Raw genomic sequence first — 16,243 nt, forward strand, 5'->3', positions numbered from 1 at the left:
TTAGCTGCTAACCTACAAAATTTATGCATTCAAATTATCTTTGCACTCTAATAATATAAATTTTTATAGAAGATGAAAACATTAGTAGTTGTAATACATGCCAACATTGAAGAGTCTGTAATTAATAAAAGATGGATTGAAGAACTTAATAAATATCCTGAAAATTTTACAATTCATAATTTACATCAATTATATCCAGATGAAAAAATTGACGTTCTGGCAGAACAAAAATTACTGGAAGAACATGATAAAATCGTTTTTCAGTTTCCTTTTTATTGGTTTAACTCGCCTCCTTTATATAAAAAATGGCTTGATCAGGTTTTAACCTACGGCTGGGCTTACGGAAGCAAAAGCAATTACAAAATGTCAGGAAAGAAGATCGCATTGGCCATTTCAGTCGGAATTGATGAAGAGGATTATACAGCGACGGGGAAATACAAATATACACTTGAAGAATTAACCAGACCTTTTGAAGTTACTTTTAACTACATAAAATCAGATTATCAACCTCTCTTTGCCTATTACGGAATAGAACAAGATTCTTCTGTTGAATGGATCGAGAAAAGTATAACGCCGTATTTAAGCTTTTTAAATTCTCTGTAATAATTATTTTTAGGTAAAACTTAAAATAGTATCTGGAACAAGTTCAAAATTAAATCATTAACTTAGTTTCAATCAATTTTTAAAACTAAAGTTTATGAAAACTAGAATGATATGGGCCAACTTGGTTACGCATGATTTGCAGCGAACAATTCAATTTTATACTGCTTTAGGTTTCAAACAAAACGGAAAAGAAACCGAAGAATTAGTCAGTATTTCTTTTGCAGAAAATAATTTCATCATTAATTTTTTCGTCCCAAAAAGATTCGAATGGGCGCTAAAAGGCGAAATAATAGATACTAAATCTGAAAACGAAATCATCTTTTCGTTATCTGCAGACAGCAGGGAAGAAGTAGACCAATGGCTTGAAAAAGTAAAAGCTGCCGGCGGTACTGTTTTTTCTGAACCAGAAAATTTTGAAGCAGGCTATACCTTTGGATTTTCTGATCCTGACGGGCATAAATTCAATTTTTTATATTGGCCGGGAATGTAATTCTGCGTAATCAATAAAAGCTAAAACCTCCAACTTCTTTGATTTTGGAGGTTTTAGCTTTTATTTGTTTTGTACTATTTTTCTATAATTTTAATAACGTTTTATAACTATAAAAAACGTACATTTATATTATAATTAACTGAATTACAATTTCTTTACAAAATGCAATCTATTTTTTCTAATCAATAATAACCAATTTAATTATGAAAAATATTTTTTTACTCACAGGATTGATTACACTTCTTGCCTTTGGTTTTGTAAATGCTCAGGAGAATTCTTCTTCTTCAAATTGGCCAGATAGAACCGTTTTACCTATCGAACCGTATCAAAAAGTAGGCAAAGTGGCTCCAACAATTAAAGGTTCTGACCCCATTGAATGGCCAAAAGAAATCAGCGCTCCGGAAGGTGCTCCTAATGTTTTACTGATTATGATTGATGATGTTGGTTTTGGCGCCTCTTCTACTTTTGGAGGTCCTATTCCAACCCCAAATTTTGATGCACTTGCTAAAAATGGATTAAAATACAATCGTTTCCATACCACAGCCGTTTGTTCGCCTTCAAGAGCTGCTTTAATTACAGGCCGAAACCACCATACTGCCGCTACAGGTATTATTATGGAATTTTCAACTCCTTATCCTGGATACAACAGTTTAGTACCGCGAAGTGTGGCTACGATTGGAAAAATACTGACTGATAACGGCTACGGAACTTCATGGTTTGGTAAAAATCATAATGTTCCAGACTGGCAGTCGACTCCTGCGGGGCCTTTTAATTTATGGCCAACGGGACTTGGATTTGAATATTTCTATGGTTTTCTTGGTGCCGATGCCCATCAATTTAGACCTGCTTTATTTGAAGGAACTAAACCCGTTGATCCTTATTTTAAAAATGAGAAAGTAGATAACGATTATATTTTAGACCGAGATTTGGCGGACCATGCCATTCACTGGATTCAGACTCAAAAAAATGTATCTCCAAACAAACCTTTCTTTGCGTATTATACACCCGGAACCGCACACGCCCCACATCAGGCGCCTAAAGAATGGATTGCAAAGTTTAAAGGAAAGTTTGATATGGGATTCGATAAACAACGTATTGCAACATACGAAAATCAAAAAAAGTTAGGAATAATTCCACCAGACGCCCTTTTAGCCCCAACGCCTCCGGAATATCAAAAATGGGATAAACTTTCGCCGGGAATGCAAAAAGTAGCCGCACGAGAAATGGAAGTGTATGCCGGAATGCTGGCATATTGCGATAATCAAATTGGAAGAATAATTCAGACAATTAAAGATTTAGGTGAATTAGATAATACCATGATTATTTTTATTATGGGAGATAACGGTGCCAGTGCCGAAGATCCTACAGGACAAGGACTAACGAGCGAAATTGGAATCATGGTAAATGGAGAAGTTGACAGCGAAGAATTTATGCTGAAACATCTGGATGATTTTGGCGGTCCGTGGATGGCAGAACATTATTCTCAAAGCTGGGCTCATGCTATGAATACTCCTTTTCAATGGGATAAAAAAATTGCTTCTCATTTAGGCGGAAGCCGTACCGGAATGGTAATTTCATGGCCGGCAAAAATCAAACAAGTAGGACAAACCCGCAGCCAGTTTGCTCACATAACTGATATTGTACCTACAATTTTGGAAGCAGCCAATATTCCGCAGCCTAAAAAAGTAGATGGTTTTGAGCAGACTCCAATAGCAGGAAAAAGCTTGGTTTATTCTTTTGATAATGCAAATGCGCCGGAAACACATAAAACACAGTATTTTGAAGTTATTGCCAACAGAGCTTTTTATAAAGATGGCTGGATGGCAAGTACAACGCCAAGAAACCTTCCGTGGCAGGGACACCCAATACCATCAGAAGATCCTGTAAAAGATTATAAATGGGAATTGTACGATCTCACAAAAGATTATAGCCAGACCAATGATATTGCAGCAAAAAATCCCGAAAAACTAAAAGAAATGCAAACTGCTTTTATGGAAGAAGCCGAAAAATATAAAGTATTTCCATTTGATGACCGCTATATTGACCGCGTAAATCCTGAAAATCGTCCTAATTTAAACAAAGGACGAACCAAATTTGTTTTCCATCAGGGAGGTTCACGTATTACAGAAGGAATGGCACCTAATATGAAAAACACCTCTTTTACGATAACGGCAGAAGTCGAAGTAAAAGCAGGTCAGGAAGGAATGATTATTACACAAGGTGGTTATTTTGCAGGTTTGGCCTTGATGCTGCAAAAAGGAAAACCAACCTTTGCTTATGCTTTTTCTCATTATCCTAACCATAAATGGAGCATACAATCGCCAACGGCTTTAACGGCAGGTAAACACACTATCGTAGTAAAATTTGATTATGCGGGCGGAGGAGTAGGAAAGGCTGCCAAAGCTACATTGCTTGTTGATGGCAAACAAGCCGCAACCGGTGATATTCCTAAAACGGTTCCAAGCAGATTTTCTGCCGATGAAACTCTGGATGTCGGTGAAGATTTTGGAACTCCTGTAAATCGAACTTATGACGCTCCTTTTACTTTCCAAGGCAAAATTGATAAAGTTACAGTTGATTTAAAATCTTAATTCTTAACAAAAAGCTCCATTATTTCTAATGGAGCTTTTTGTATTTATAATAATGCTGTTCAATTTTATATTAGTAAACAGGTTCCCAAAGCTCAATTTTATTGCCTTCGGTATCCATGATGTGTACAAACTTTCCGTAGCTGTACGTTTCAATATCGTCCAGAATTGTCACGCCGTTTTCTTTTAGTTTTTCTAAAAGGCCTTCAATGTTCTGAACACGGTAATTAATCATGAACTCTTTTTTGGATGGAGAAAAATATTCATCCCCTTTCTTAAAAGGACACCATTGTGTTGATTCTATCTGTTCCGGTTTATCAATATTTCTGGATTCAAAACTTGACGAACCCCAATCGTTGATTTCTAATCCTAAATTTCTGGCATACCAATCTTTCGTTTCCTTCGGATTTTCTAGGAAAAAGAAAACACCTCCAATTCCCGTAACTTTTGGAGTAGTGGTATCGGGTTGATTTTTAGATTCTTCCATGATTTTAGTTTTTAAATTATAAGGTTATAATAGTTCCATTTCTGTTACTAAGTTAAAACTATTTTCATCATAAATTAAAAATTTTCAATCAACAAAGCTTAGAAAAGAAAAATCAGTTTTAAACATTGCGGTTTCATTTTTCTGAGTTTCAAATTGAGCCTCTTTTGCATACACAAACATTTTATTTTCATAATCTTCGATTGCTGCTTCAATGGTTTCAAAATCTCCGTTTATAAGATTTTCAGATAAAATCAAAGCGTCCAGTAATCCAATATTGGCTCCTTGGCCGGCAAACGGAGGCATTAAATGCGCCGCATCGCCAATGAGTGTAATAGGTAAGGGACGACTGCTTTTCCACGGCTGATCGAGCGGAATTTTCTTTGTTGGCAATCCTGCAAAAAAGGAAGTCGCACGGAATAACTGCTGGTAAACTTCGCCCCAATCCGAGAGTTTTTCTGAAAGAAATGCGGCAACACTTTCTGTATTTTTAAAATCTAATTCGATTTTTTCCGGCATTTTAAACATTACATTATAACTTAAAGCATGGTTGTTTTTTGGGTTCGCAACCAATAAGTTACCATTTTCTGCTGTCATTAAAATATTCCCATCGCAAAGCTGATAAAAATCAGGACATTTAATCTCAGGTTCCAAAACTTCTCCCTGAATGATATAGGTTCCAGTAAGTTCAACTTCGGCATTGGTAATATATTTTCTCACTTTAGTCATACCGCCATTGGCTCCAATAACAACATCAGCAGTCTCGGTTTTGTTATCTTTAAAATGCAAAATCCATTTCCCGTTTTGCTGTTCGAGTTGAGTTAATTTACTGTCCCAAATAACAGTGTTGTCTTTTAAACTATTGATTAATAAGGTTCTTAAATCGTTTCGGTTTATTTCGGGATTATCAAATTGTTCTTCTGAAGTAATCTGTTTTGTAACCACAACATTTCCCTGTTTGTCTGCAACCGTTCTTCCCATCGGAATCGCCATTTTATAATAGGTTTCCAGTAATCCTGCTTTTTGCATGGCATCTTGTCCGGAACCTTTATGCAAATCTAACGTACCGCCCCAAATTCTCGCTTTGGAGTCTTTGTCCCTTTCGTAAACGGTTATATCAACTCCGTTTTGCTGTAGTAATCTTGCCATAGTTAAACCAACTGGGCCTGCGCCAATAATGGCTATTTTTTTATTCTGTAGTAACATAATTTGTCTTATTTAATTAGGTTACAAAATTGAAAAAGAAGCGTTGGATGAAATAGTAAAAATCAGCCGTTTTTTGAATTTGATTTTTTAATTGCCACGATATCCATAAAGCGATTATCGGTGTTTTTGCTTAATTCTTTTGGGGTTACGCCAGAATATTTCTTGATTTCTTTAATGAAATGATTCTGGTCTGTGAAGTTTTGTTCCGGGAAAAGATTGCCTTCACTTATCGCTGCAAACGAAGATCCGAAACGAAGAATATTGCAATACGCTTTAAGCGAAATCCCAAATTGTTGATTAAAGTAACGATTGATCTGACGGCTGCTCCAAAACACATTTTCAGAAAGTTCCTTTACAGTAATAGATCCTTTAGAAGCATAAATCAGTTCAAAAAGTTTCTTTTTTCGGTTGTCCATTTCATCTATTAAAATACCTTTTATGATTTGGGTTACTTTGCTGCAAAAATTCTCAAAAGTATTTAAATCGCTTTCTTCAAACTGCCATATTTTATCTGAAATATTTTTTTCTCCATTTAAAACATCTTTAACCGAATCGCCAAATAAATATTCTACAGCAAGCAATTTAAAACCTACTGAAAACATTTTGGCATCGGCAGGAATACTAATCTGACTCGGAACCGTATCTAAACCTCTAATCGATATTTCCCAATGATCTGCGTGCATATTTACCACAGCAAAATCGACCATTCCGTTAGGCAAAATAGTCGACGGAATGTCTTTTCCGGTATTGTTTTCGAGCATCCAAAAGCTGTGCACAAAATGCGAAATCGAAGAATCCGGTAAAGCGGATTGAATATTTAAGTTCATTTTGAATAATAGATTAACCGTTGGATTAATTTAACACATAGTCCCGATGCATCGGGATTGAAGATTTAGAAAAGGCGTTTCACTAAATTAAATGCACATAGTTTATCTATGTGTGGAAACTTGTTTCTTTTGCTATCTTTTTTAGACATAAAAATCTATGTCTCTATGTGTTAAAGTATATTTTTTTTATTTCTGCTAACAGAGTAAGTAATGCAAATTTAATTAAAACTATAATGCTGAATACTTCTTGGGTTTTAAACCAATATGCTGTTCAAAAACCCTCGAAAAATGACTGAGATTTGTAAATCCTAATTGATACCCAACTTCTGAAACTGATAAATGATTTTCTTTTAATAATCGGGCTGCTTCCTGCATTCGCATAAACTGATAATATTCAAAGACACCTTTACCAAAGGTCTGTTTGAATAATTTACGCAGTTTGGGTTCGCTCATCCCGGCTTCTTTGGCCAATGAAGCAATATCCGGCGCTTTGTCTAAATTAGCCTGCAGGTGATATTTAATGGCATAAATCGCTTTAATATCTTTAATATGAATACCGCTTGCAGGCGTCTCTTCGCGTTGCAGCAGCAAAGCAAAAATGTGACACAAGAGTTCTTCGCATTTGAGTTTATTGTAATGGTTTTCTAAGCTCTCAGGAACAGATTGGTACAATATTTCACTCGCAGTTGTAATCATGGCGGGCGAAATGCCCACTTCAAAAGCAAAATTTTCTTTTGCTTCCAGAACCGTAGTCACTATAGGATGTTTTAATTCGCTAAATCGTTCCTGCAGATATTCTCTGGAAGCAGCGATAGTTATGCTTCTAAAAAATGTATTCTGAGGCATCGCCATTACCGAAGATACGGATTGCATACCAATAAAAACATTGGCCTGCTCAGGCAATAACTGCTTTTGGTGCTGTATAGTAGAATCAAAAATACCGCTGAGAAAAAAAATCACATTCTCTTGTCCTTCAGCAAATTCGTTTTTACGTTCCAGAACAATTTCTTCTTTAAGATAATAATTCCGAATCATCATTCTGAGGTCATTTCCCCAATTAAATCCGGTCATAAAGCCTTCTCCCAGTTTTTCGGGAATATCGATAAAACGTCCCCGAACCGAAGCGCCAATAGCATCTGCAAACTTGTGGAGAATTCCAGAACCATCTTTATCTACAACTTCAATTTTCATTTAGGACTATTTTAATATCAAAAATGGATATTTTATCTCTAAAGATACGGATAATTTTGTAATGAAAATTTAAACAAAATAAAAAAGACAGTTATGTTATTAGATAATAAAAAAGTAGCCATTATTGGCGGAGGTCCAGGCGGTTTAACTCTTGCCAGATTATTACAGGAAAAAGGAGTAGATGTAAAAGTGTATGAAAGAGATGAAAACCAAGAAGTTCGCCAACAGGGATCTACGCTTGATTTACATGAAGATACAGGTTTAAAGGCCATGATTACAGCAGGATTGCTGGATGAGTTTAAAAAATTCTATCGTCCAGGAGCCGATAAAATGCGAATTGCGAACAAAAACATGGAGATTGTATACGATGATCATGAAAACAGAGTAGAGGAAAATTTTGGGCACGAACATTTTCGTCCGGAGATTGATCGCGGTCCGTTACGTGATCTATTGATTGCTTCTCTTAAAAAGGAAAATATCGTTTGGAATTCTAAATTTACCGAAATGAAACCGTCAGGAAATGGCTGGGAAATATCTTTTGAAAACGGAACCACCGCTTATGCTGATTTTGTAATTGCGTCAGACGGTGCAAATTCACGTATTAGAAAATATCTTACCAACATTCAGCCTGTATTTTCTGGTGTAACGGCTATAGAATTTAATGTTTATAACGCCGAAAAGAATGCTCCAAATTTGTGGAATCTTGTCAACGACGGGAAACTTTTTGCTCTGGAAGAAGGAAAAACATTCTTTTGCAGCTCTAAAGCCGATGGAACGCTTACGATTTTAATTGGAATAAAAACCGAAAAGAACTGGCTTGAAAATTCAGGAATTGATTTTAAAAATAAAAAATCAGTTGAAGCGTGGTTTAAAAGTGAATTTGCTACGTGGAATGAGGATTGGCAGGAAATTTTAAAAACGGATGAACTTTCTATTATTCCACGCCCAATGTATCATTTCCCGATAGATCAATATTGGAAACCACTTTCAAACCTTACCATGATTGGCGATGCTGCACATCGTATTCCGCCTTACGCAGGAGAAGGGGCAAATCAGGCCTTGGCAGATGCTTTAGATTTTTACGAAACTTTTTGTTTTGGCTCATTTGAAAATACAGAAGATGCCGTAGCAGCTTATGAAAACAAAATGCGAATTCGTATGGAGGAAATAACAAAAGACACTCTAATGATGACGGATGCGATGCATACTGATACTAATTTACAGTTTCTAACAGATTTCTTTAGCAAAGCGATTTCTTAAGTAGTCAGTCTCAGTATTCAGTCTCAGTATTCAGTCTCAGTATTCAGTCTCAGTATTCAGTCTCAGTGTTTAGTTTCAGTGTTTAGTCGCAGTTGGCAGCATTAAAACTGAATACTGTGACTGCGACTGAATACTAAAAAACGGAACACTGCGACTGAGACTGCGACTGTAAACTAAATACTTAATCTCCTCTCAGCTGGTCTGTAATACCAAGATAATACGGTTAAAACTAATAATAAAGTTGGACCAAAATATTCTACGCCAGAATCTCCACTTGCAAAATGAGAAAAAATAGCACCGCTCATAGCAAAAAAGAAACCGGCATAAGTCCATTCTTTCAGCAAAGGAAATTTCGGAATTAAAATGGCGATTACACCTAGGATTTTCCAAACTCCAAGAATGGTTAAAAAATAAAGTGGATAACCTAAATGCGCCATCATTATGGCTTCTTCTTTTACTTTTAATAATTGAACAATTCCGGTTGCAGTCATTCCTAATGCCAGCCAAAGCGTAGCAATCCAATAAATAATTTTGTTTCTTTTACTCATGATGATTTATTTTAGTTGGTTTACGATTTCTTCTAAGCGATTGTGCGCCATATTAATTCCTTGGGCAAAAGGCAGTTTTAACTGCTGATCTCTAAGTTCTACCGATTTATAAATGATTTGAATAGTCAATTTACTGGTATTATCAGTTAGTTTTTCGAAGTTTAAAAACTCTAATTGCGGGGCAAAGTTTGTGTTTTCCATTTCAAAAGTTCTCGTAATTCTTTCATTCGGAACAAAATCATGTACTACGCCATTGGCTCTAAATACTACGTTTCCGTGAGGATCAGTAGTTTCAAACTGCCAGCCGCCGTGTTGTTTGTTTTCTAATTTAAGCACTTTTGTTCCCATCCATTGTTCTACAATTTCAGGTTCGGCGTAAGCCTTAAAAAGTAAATCCAGCGGAAGATCAAATTCTCTTGTAATCAGGATTTCCTGCTGGCCGTTTTCGGCACTAATTTTTGTTTTCTTTTCCATAACTCAGTCATTTTTGGGTTTATAGTTTTTCATGATATCTTCTAATTTATTGAAACGATCGTCCCACATTTTGCGAAAAGGTTCAATAAAATCAGCAACTTCTTTAATTTTCTTAGCATTAATATGGTAATAGATTTCTCTGCCATTTTGCTGCTGTTCCAATAATTCACATTCCGTTAATATCTTAATGTGTTTTGAAATGGTTTGTCTTGATGACTCAAAGTTCTCGGCTATAGTACCTGGTGTCATAGCCTGTATTGCCACTAAGCTTAAAATCGCTCTGCGGGTTGGGTCGGCAATTGCCTGAAAAACATCTCTACGTATTTCCATTGTGCAGTTATTTGACTGCGAATATAATGCAGTTATTTGACTGCGCAATATTTTTTTTGAATTATTTTTATTTTAAATTGAAAATTGCAGTAAAATAAGGGACTGCGATAAGCAGAAAATGAAGGTTAAAATTATTTGAAAATAGTATTTCAATAAAATTCTCTATTAAAATCAAGTTTTTGAATAAAATATGAACCGAGCCTACGGCTCTCAATCCTTAAGGTGATTAACATAAACCGGATTAATCCCGATAACTATCGGGAGGCTTACAATATTGATCGAACCTACGGTTCTATTTTTCGTAAAGAATAATTCCGTAGGAATAATATATTGCATCAACGGATTTTAATCCGGCATTACAATATTGATCAATCCTACGGTTTTATTTTTCGCAAAGAATAATTCCGTAGGAATGTCATAAATATTGTAGCAACGGATTAAAATCCGTTGATGATTTTATACGTGCGAACAAAAAGTTCCGTAGGAACGAAACATATCAATTTCGCTCCATTTTATTCTAAATTTTTATAATTTTAATATTATATTCAAAATAAAAGAGACAAACATGAAAAACGATCGAGTATATAAAATCCTTTTTTCAAGCGTATATCCATTATACATTCAGAAAGCAGAAAAAAAAGGAAGAACTGCAGCAGAAGTAGATACGGTTATTCTGTGGCTGACGGGTTATGATGAAAAGCAATTTAGAGATCAGATTGAAAAGAAGGCTGACCTGGAAACTTTTTTTGCTGAAGCTCCAAATTTAAATCCAAATGCTTCCAAAATTACGGGAATGATCTGCGGATACAGAATAGAAGAAATTGAAGATCCGCTTATGCGAAAAATACGTTATATGGACAAACTGGTTGATGAATTGGCTAAAGGAAAAAAAATGGAAAAGATATTACGCGAATAAAAACAAACCCTCTAAAGAATTTCTGTTAGAGGGTTTTTAAATTTATATTTAATCTAATCCGGCAAATTTAAACGACGGTGTCTGCTTGAAATTCATCGATGATTCGCCTGAATAATTTTCATTATTGGCCAGACTTAGTTTCTTAATTTTTCCTTTTTCACTAAAATCAAGTTTACTGAATTCTACCCAAACCACATTTGGATTAAGTACATTATCAAAATAATAAACTAGATTTTTATGATCTGCAACAGTTCTCCATCTGGTAGAGGATATATTAGGTTCCGTTTCTGAAGAAATTCCAAGCGGTACAGAACAATTTCTAATTACGCCAAAAACACTCGCAAGCGCTGCTCTAATATCATCCGTTTTAGGAATGGCATCGATATAATAGGAAGCTCTTACAAATCGATCAGCGGCGCGATTAGTTCCGGGCAGCATAATTGTTCCCGGAATTCCTTTCCAATAGGCATTAATGGCCAACTGTTCTTCAAAAATAGGGGAGTTGGTCATCGCAACATATTTCCTGTCGTGATGAATAACTAAGTTTCCGTTTATATATTCAAAGATTGCATTATCTCCAGATGCATCAGAAATTGATAAGTGTACTGTTGCAAAAATATTTGTACCAGGGATATGAGAAGAAGTTATGACAAAATCTTTCTTTTCTAATGCCGTTACAGCTTCAGAAACCGTCGAAAAATTATCCAAAACATATTGCAGCCATAACGAAACGGCAAGCCCTTTTGTTTTTCCGTTTTTTTCAAATGGAGGATAGGTAGATTCTACCAGCCAAAGCAAATTACCTGCTAAACCTTTTTCATTCATTCCGTCAGATGAGGCAATATCCCAAGAGCTGGTGATAACGCTTCCGTATTTGGATTTCCATTTAATTGAACTGCTTCCAACTTCTCCAAATCGTTCAATTCCTCTGGGGAAAAGCCACAAATTAGCCGGAATTTCACCTTTCCAGTCCATTGAGCGGGCCGTTAAAATAGTTCCGTTTAAACCTTCATAAACGATTCTGGTACATGAAAAAGTTTTTTCAGTAAACATCAATATACTTATCAAAGCAAATAGTGCGGTTAATCTCTTTTTAAAGTTCATAGTTTTTAAATTAAAAATTGATTCTTATTCATTTAAATAATATTTACTAGAATTAAATTCTAGAAACTGCTAAGGAAATTACAGTTAAAAAAAGCCACTTGATTAAGTGGCTTTTAAATATTTTCAGGTTATATTTTTTTGAGTTTAAGCTTCATTTCTTTCGTGTCTAAAATAAGTTCATCACTTGTAATAGTACTTTCGCATGGGTATGGTGTACCAACTTCATCTTTAATTACTAAACTTTTTCCACCTTTAGTCAATGCATAAGTACCGTTTGTGATCTCGCTCATTAAAAACCCGGTAACATGTCCGTCTTCTGTAAATGTCAGGGTTCCGTCACTTAAAATTACGGCTTTTAAAGAATCTGAGAGAGGCATTTTAGCTTCTACTGAAGTAACTTTCCAAGAGTTTACCAATTTATTTCTACCCTTAGCGCATGAAATCAATAATACTGCAGCCATTGCAATTCCGAAGATAAATAATTTAGATTTTTTCATGATTTTGTGATTAAAAATTAGATAGGAAAAGTTACAAAAAAAAGTATTACTCCTAACATTTTATTAACACAAAAATGAATTAAAACATCTGATTTCTAATATTTTATTAAATTTATGGCTCCAGAAGTTTTATTCCGAGAAATTAATTAAGAGTCAAAGCTCCCAGAATTTCTTCGTACATAAAAGGCCCGCCTGGATATTTTGCGGTATAATCCAGATTCATCCAGACCTGGCCGCGTTCATCGATATGATAATGCAGTTTTTTACCATAGCTTTCTTTTTGAAAAAGTACATTTTTAATGAGATAATTTACTTTTTCAAGATCAATTGAGGAACCAATTAGTATTTCCGGATAGATATGACCTTTGGTATGAATTAAACGCGGTGTACCGCCAATAGAACGAATTGCTGCTGCCATTAATATAGAATGATCGTCGCAGTCTCCTGAGAAATATTCTAATGATTCGCTGGCAGTTGCAATATAATCGCCGTCTTTTGGGTCGTTTACATAATTCCAGCGTCCGTTAATTTCTTTAAAAACTGCAAAACATTGTATAATAGTTCGATAGTCAGAATAGCCTTTTATGCCTTTAAAATGTTTTGATGTTGCCATAATAGCAAAATTTCGCACTTTTGGGTTTTGATATTCTATGGCGTTTAAAATTTTTGATCTATTAGGAAACGGAAGCAGTTTTGCCACAATTATATCCTGCGGATACGGGTTATCAGACATGGTATAAATCATCGAATTATAATCTTCGGAAATCTCACTGAAACCATAATTTCCAATAACCGATCCGTAAAATAAAATCAGTAAATATACCGCGACACATAAAATAATAATGGTTCGCAGGTACATTAACATAAAGAAAATAGCAGCAAAAACAAAAATGAAAATAAAAACACGATCGAGATTGAATGCCCACTCTAAATCGATAAGGTTTTGATGCAGGATGATAAATATCGGGATGGTAATAAAAAGACTCAACACAGAGATAATAATCCTATCCCAAGGCGATTTCACCTGTAATTTGGATTTTAACTGCGGAAGGTCAATTTTGGGAAAATTTATCATAAGAATCAAAAGCAGTTTTTACAGCGCTTTTACCGTTTCAACAAAAGTACTTTTTTTATCAATAATTCCGAGATCAAATAATTGATTTTGAATTTTGATAAATGCTTTTTCAGTTAAACTTTTTTGTGACCATTGTGTCAGTTTAAGCCACTCCTGGATATCTTCAGCTTTTTGATTAAATAACTCGGCCAAAGTCTTGTCAATATCAGGAATCTGCGCAAAATCATGCGTTGTTTTATTGATGATTTCCAATACTTTTTCGACCACTTTTGGATTCTTTTTCAAGAACTCATCGCGAACTGTTATAACAAAAGACGGCCATGGAGTAGGGCAGTCGCCAACACGGCGGAAAATTCCCTGATCTACAAGCGGTTTAGTCATAAAACGTTCCCACATAAAATAATCTGCCGTTCCTTTTGTTAACGCTTCAACAGCGCCATCAATGGTATTTATAATTTCAAACTGCAGGTTGTCGCTGTTCCAGCCTTGTTCATTTGCATTTACATACGCCATTAGCTGCGAACCGGAACCAATTCTAGAAATAGCGGCTTTTTTGTTTTCTAAATCTTTAATAGTCTGAAAATCTGATTTTGCTGCCACGTGAATCCCCCAAATTAAAGGAGACTGTACATAAATCTGAACAATTTTACTTGGATTTCCTGCTACAATATCTTTTACAATTCCTTCGGTTAAAATTACCGCAATATCAGTTTCGCCGTCGCGCAGCATCTGACACATTTTTCCGGTACCTTCGGGAACATTTTTCCATTGTAAATCAATATTTTCCGCTTCAAATTCGCCATTTTCAATGCATAGATGCCATGGCAAATTGAAGTGTTCGGGAACACCTACAATTTTTACAGTTTTCATTCTAGTTGAGTTTAAGTTAAGTTTGGTATGCGTATTCTTAAGTTTGTTTTTTTTAGTTTTTCAATAAATCTGCCCTGTGTTTGTCCGAAAGGCAAGGCTCTGCGTATTCGATCACTTCTTTAGATTCGTATTCGCTGAGAATGCTTCTTACCAATGAATAATCCACGTCTCTTAATACTTCTACTGCAAACAACGTTTCATTTAAACCTTCTGATAAACAGTTTATTGCTTTTAGTTTTTCTCTGATAATTTCCTTATCAAATTCTTTTTCTAAAATGATGACCTGAATAATCGAATTTCCAAAACTTTCGATCGTTTTTCTATAAACGAGACGTTTTTCATCTTCATCATACTCTGCAAAGAAAATATCGTCGGTGGCAATTAGTGGCCCAAAAAATGGGATATTATCTAATTTAAAAAGTCCTTTTTCTAAATCTATGATTTCTGCCCACATTGTTTCTACAACGGTATCTTCTAACAGATCACTATAATATTTAAATAATATTTTTTTATGTGTTTCCTGCATTATTCTATTTCGTTTATTTTGGCTTTTAAAGATGTTTTCAAATTGACTAATTATCTAATTAATTACCAGCCAATTTATTAAGCGTATAAGTAATTAATTCATCAACAGCTTTATACGGATCTTCACTAAAAGTTCCCGAAGCACGGTTGGCAATAATAGCATTTAAAGATAAGGCATTATGTCCTAAAAGCGAAGAAAGCCCATAAATTGCGGCAGTTTCCATTTCTAAATTGGTAATTCGGCTGCCATTATAAGTAAAGTTATCCATTTTACTGTTTAATCCTTCGTCTTGAATATTTAAACGTAAAACACGTCCCTGCGGACCGTAAAACCCTCCGGCTGTTGCAGTTATTCCTTTAAAAATTTTATCAGATTCGATGATTTTTTCCAGTTTCTCTGAACACGGAATTACGTAAGGTCTCCCTTTTCTGCTATCCCAATTCGTGTGATCTATAAAAGCATCTTCCAATGCAGGATTTGAAACTTCATCAATTAAATAGGAGCGGAGCATATTATCTAATCCAAGTCCGAATTTTGACATTACAAAGCTGTCTACAGGAATATCAGCCTGCAAAGATCCCGAAGTTCCAATTCTGATGATATTTAAAGAAGTTAATTTTTCTTTTGGCTTACGCGTTTTTAGATCGATGTTTACCAGCGCATCTAATTCGTTTACTACAATATCAATATTATCAGGACCAATTCCGGTTGACATTACAGAGATTCTTTTGCCTTTGTAAATTCCAGTTTGGGTTTTAAATTCTCTTTTTTGAGTAGAAAATTCTATAGTATCAAAAAACTGAGTGATTTTTTCTACTCTATTCTGGTCTCCAACAAAAATAATATCGTTGGCAATATGTTCTGGAAGTAAGTTTAAGTGATAAACGCTTCCGTCTGGATTAAGTATTAATTCTGAGTTTTGTATCATTTTTTTTTTAAGGTTCTAAGTGACTGAGTGGCTAAGGTTCTGAGGTTTTTTGTAGAGGCGTACAGGAGTGCGTCTTTTTTTGGCCACAGATCTAACGGATTGAACTGATTGTCACAGATTTTTATTTTAAGGTTCTAAGTGGCAAAGTTACAAAGGCATAAAGGTTTTATGTAGAGGCGTACAACAATGCGTCTTTTTTATGCCCACAGCTTTGCGATCTTTGCGTTTTTAATAAAGCTTCCAAATTATGATTCTTAGCGTACTCTGCGGTTAAATAGGTGTAATCTTTAAAGCAATCTAAATTCTAAAATCAGAAATCTAAAATC

18 protein-coding genes are annotated in these 16,243 nt (G+C 35.0%); 5 read left to right on the forward strand and 13 right to left on the reverse strand.

Going from position 1 to position 16,243, the window contains the following annotated elements; translation table 11 throughout:
- Positions 1-72 precede the first annotated feature (72 nt).
- From AC1RRQ_RS10200 to AC1RRQ_RS10210, 3 genes are all read left to right on the forward strand, one after another.
- On the forward strand, positions 73-603 hold the full coding sequence (locus AC1RRQ_RS10200; RefSeq protein ID WP_493022916.1) for an NAD(P)H-dependent oxidoreductase: 531 nt from the start codon (positions 73-75) through the stop codon (positions 601-603).
- A 94-nt stretch (positions 604-697) separates the two neighbouring features.
- Positions 698-1,093, forward strand: coding sequence for a VOC family protein (locus AC1RRQ_RS10205; RefSeq protein ID WP_493022917.1), 396 nt, complete (start codon positions 698-700; stop codon positions 1,091-1,093).
- Between the two features lie 203 nt (positions 1,094-1,296).
- Positions 1,297-3,684, forward strand: a complete 2,388-nt coding sequence (locus AC1RRQ_RS10210) for an arylsulfatase (protein WP_493022918.1) — start codon at positions 1,297-1,299, stop codon at positions 3,682-3,684.
- 70 nt (positions 3,685-3,754) lie between these two features.
- Here AC1RRQ_RS10210 and AC1RRQ_RS10215 read toward each other — a convergent pair whose 3' ends face one another.
- From AC1RRQ_RS10215 to AC1RRQ_RS10230, 4 genes are all read right to left on the reverse strand, one after another.
- Complete coding sequence (locus AC1RRQ_RS10215) at positions 3,755-4,168, reverse strand: VOC family protein (protein ID WP_493022919.1); 414 nt, start codon at positions 4,166-4,168, stop codon at positions 3,755-3,757.
- A gap of 84 nt (positions 4,169-4,252) precedes the next feature.
- Positions 4,253-5,371 (reverse strand): FAD-dependent oxidoreductase, encoded by a 1,119-nt coding sequence (locus AC1RRQ_RS10220; protein WP_493022920.1) that lies wholly within the window; start codon positions 5,369-5,371, stop codon positions 4,253-4,255.
- Positions 5,372-5,433: 62 nt separating this feature from the next.
- Positions 5,434-6,198, reverse strand: coding sequence for a DUF6597 domain-containing transcriptional factor (locus AC1RRQ_RS10225; RefSeq protein WP_493022921.1), 765 nt, complete (start codon positions 6,196-6,198; stop codon positions 5,434-5,436).
- Positions 6,199-6,426: 228 nt separating this feature from the next.
- Entirely contained in the window at positions 6,427-7,389 is a 963-nt protein-coding gene (locus tag AC1RRQ_RS10230; protein WP_493022922.1) for a helix-turn-helix transcriptional regulator, read from the reverse strand.
- A gap of 93 nt (positions 7,390-7,482) precedes the next feature.
- Between AC1RRQ_RS10230 and AC1RRQ_RS10235 the strand changes: the two genes are divergently transcribed.
- Positions 7,483-8,649, forward strand: coding sequence for an FAD-dependent oxidoreductase (locus AC1RRQ_RS10235; RefSeq protein ID WP_493022923.1), 1,167 nt, complete (start codon positions 7,483-7,485; stop codon positions 8,647-8,649).
- 173 nt (positions 8,650-8,822) lie between these two features.
- On the opposite strand, the gene AC1RRQ_RS10240 is transcribed toward AC1RRQ_RS10235, so the two are convergent.
- Genes AC1RRQ_RS10240 through AC1RRQ_RS10250 form a run of 3 tightly spaced genes read right to left on the reverse strand, consistent with a single transcriptional unit; the run spans position 8,823 to position 10,001 of the window.
- Entirely contained in the window at positions 8,823-9,197 is a 375-nt protein-coding gene (locus tag AC1RRQ_RS10240; RefSeq protein ID WP_493022924.1) for a DoxX family protein, read from the reverse strand.
- Between the two features lie 6 nt (positions 9,198-9,203).
- On the reverse strand, positions 9,204-9,671 hold the full coding sequence (locus AC1RRQ_RS10245) for an SRPBCC family protein (protein WP_493022925.1): 468 nt from the start codon (positions 9,669-9,671) through the stop codon (positions 9,204-9,206).
- Positions 9,672-9,674: 3 nt separating this feature from the next.
- On the reverse strand, positions 9,675-10,001 hold the full coding sequence (locus tag AC1RRQ_RS10250; RefSeq protein ID WP_493022926.1) for an ArsR/SmtB family transcription factor: 327 nt from the start codon (positions 9,999-10,001) through the stop codon (positions 9,675-9,677).
- Positions 10,002-10,566: 565 nt separating this feature from the next.
- Here AC1RRQ_RS10250 and AC1RRQ_RS10255 point away from each other — a divergent pair.
- Positions 10,567-10,917, forward strand: coding sequence for a DUF2200 domain-containing protein (locus AC1RRQ_RS10255; RefSeq protein WP_493022927.1), 351 nt, complete (start codon positions 10,567-10,569; stop codon positions 10,915-10,917).
- Between the two features lie 48 nt (positions 10,918-10,965).
- Here AC1RRQ_RS10255 and AC1RRQ_RS10260 read toward each other — a convergent pair whose 3' ends face one another.
- The 6 genes from AC1RRQ_RS10260 to AC1RRQ_RS10285 form a co-directional block, all read right to left on the reverse strand.
- Complete coding sequence (locus tag AC1RRQ_RS10260; protein WP_493022928.1) at positions 10,966-12,021, reverse strand: linear amide C-N hydrolase; 1,056 nt, start codon at positions 12,019-12,021, stop codon at positions 10,966-10,968.
- 128 nt (positions 12,022-12,149) lie between these two features.
- The gene (locus AC1RRQ_RS10265) at positions 12,150-12,518 is read right to left on the reverse strand and encodes a hypothetical protein (protein WP_493022929.1); all 369 of its coding nucleotides are present in this window, start codon (positions 12,516-12,518) and stop codon (positions 12,150-12,152) included.
- A gap of 142 nt (positions 12,519-12,660) precedes the next feature.
- On the reverse strand, positions 12,661-13,593 hold the full coding sequence (locus tag AC1RRQ_RS10270; protein ID WP_493022930.1) for a transglutaminase-like domain-containing protein: 933 nt from the start codon (positions 13,591-13,593) through the stop codon (positions 12,661-12,663).
- Positions 13,594-13,611: 18 nt separating this feature from the next.
- Positions 13,612-14,463, reverse strand: coding sequence for a substrate-binding domain-containing protein (locus AC1RRQ_RS10275; protein ID WP_493022931.1), 852 nt, complete (start codon positions 14,461-14,463; stop codon positions 13,612-13,614).
- A 52-nt stretch (positions 14,464-14,515) separates the two neighbouring features.
- Positions 14,516-14,989 (reverse strand): DUF4265 domain-containing protein, encoded by a 474-nt coding sequence (locus tag AC1RRQ_RS10280; protein ID WP_493022932.1) that lies wholly within the window; start codon positions 14,987-14,989, stop codon positions 14,516-14,518.
- 58 nt (positions 14,990-15,047) lie between these two features.
- Complete coding sequence (locus tag AC1RRQ_RS10285; protein WP_493022933.1) at positions 15,048-15,917, reverse strand: nucleoside phosphorylase; 870 nt, start codon at positions 15,915-15,917, stop codon at positions 15,048-15,050.
- Positions 15,918-16,243: the final 326 nt, after the last annotated feature.

The organism is Flavobacterium sp. GW821-FHT12A05, assembly GCF_058807735.1.

What these genes read in the sequence shown, in the direction of transcription:
- AC1RRQ_RS10240 (WP_493022924.1), bottom strand. Translation starts at nt 9,197, where the DNA reads ATGAGTAAAAGAAACAAAATTATTTATTGGATTGCTACGCTTTGGCTG.
- AC1RRQ_RS10265 (WP_493022929.1), bottom strand. Translation starts at nt 12,518, where the DNA reads ATGAAAAAATCTAAATTATTTATCTTCGGAATTGCAATGGCTGCAGTA.
- AC1RRQ_RS10215 (WP_493022919.1), bottom strand. Translation starts at nt 4,168, where the DNA reads ATGGAAGAATCTAAAAATCAACCCGATACCACTACTCCAAAAGTTACG.
- AC1RRQ_RS10220 (WP_493022920.1), bottom strand. Translation starts at nt 5,371, where the DNA reads ATGTTACTACAGAATAAAAAAATAGCCATTATTGGCGCAGGCCCAGTT.
- AC1RRQ_RS10280 (WP_493022932.1), bottom strand. Translation starts at nt 14,989, where the DNA reads ATGCAGGAAACACATAAAAAAATATTATTTAAATATTATAGTGATCTG.
- AC1RRQ_RS10210 (WP_493022918.1), top strand. Translation starts at nt 1,297, where the DNA reads ATGAAAAATATTTTTTTACTCACAGGATTGATTACACTTCTTGCCTTT.
- AC1RRQ_RS10245 (WP_493022925.1), bottom strand. Translation starts at nt 9,671, where the DNA reads ATGGAAAAGAAAACAAAAATTAGTGCCGAAAACGGCCAGCAGGAAATC.
- AC1RRQ_RS10275 (WP_493022931.1), bottom strand. Translation starts at nt 14,463, where the DNA reads ATGAAAACTGTAAAAATTGTAGGTGTTCCCGAACACTTCAATTTGCCA.
- AC1RRQ_RS10250 (WP_493022926.1), bottom strand. Translation starts at nt 10,001, where the DNA reads ATGGAAATACGTAGAGATGTTTTTCAGGCAATTGCCGACCCAACCCGC.
- AC1RRQ_RS10270 (WP_493022930.1), bottom strand. Translation starts at nt 13,593, where the DNA reads ATGATAAATTTTCCCAAAATTGACCTTCCGCAGTTAAAATCCAAATTA.
- AC1RRQ_RS10255 (WP_493022927.1), top strand. Translation starts at nt 10,567, where the DNA reads ATGAAAAACGATCGAGTATATAAAATCCTTTTTTCAAGCGTATATCCA.
- AC1RRQ_RS10285 (WP_493022933.1), bottom strand. Translation starts at nt 15,917, where the DNA reads ATGATACAAAACTCAGAATTAATACTTAATCCAGACGGAAGCGTTTAT.
- AC1RRQ_RS10225 (WP_493022921.1), bottom strand. Translation starts at nt 6,198, where the DNA reads ATGAACTTAAATATTCAATCCGCTTTACCGGATTCTTCGATTTCGCAT.
- AC1RRQ_RS10260 (WP_493022928.1), bottom strand. Translation starts at nt 12,021, where the DNA reads ATGAACTTTAAAAAGAGATTAACCGCACTATTTGCTTTGATAAGTATA.
- AC1RRQ_RS10205 (WP_493022917.1), top strand. Translation starts at nt 698, where the DNA reads ATGAAAACTAGAATGATATGGGCCAACTTGGTTACGCATGATTTGCAG.
- AC1RRQ_RS10200 (WP_493022916.1), top strand. Translation starts at nt 73, where the DNA reads ATGAAAACATTAGTAGTTGTAATACATGCCAACATTGAAGAGTCTGTA.
- AC1RRQ_RS10235 (WP_493022923.1), top strand. Translation starts at nt 7,483, where the DNA reads ATGTTATTAGATAATAAAAAAGTAGCCATTATTGGCGGAGGTCCAGGC.
- AC1RRQ_RS10230 (WP_493022922.1), bottom strand. Translation starts at nt 7,389, where the DNA reads ATGAAAATTGAAGTTGTAGATAAAGATGGTTCTGGAATTCTCCACAAG.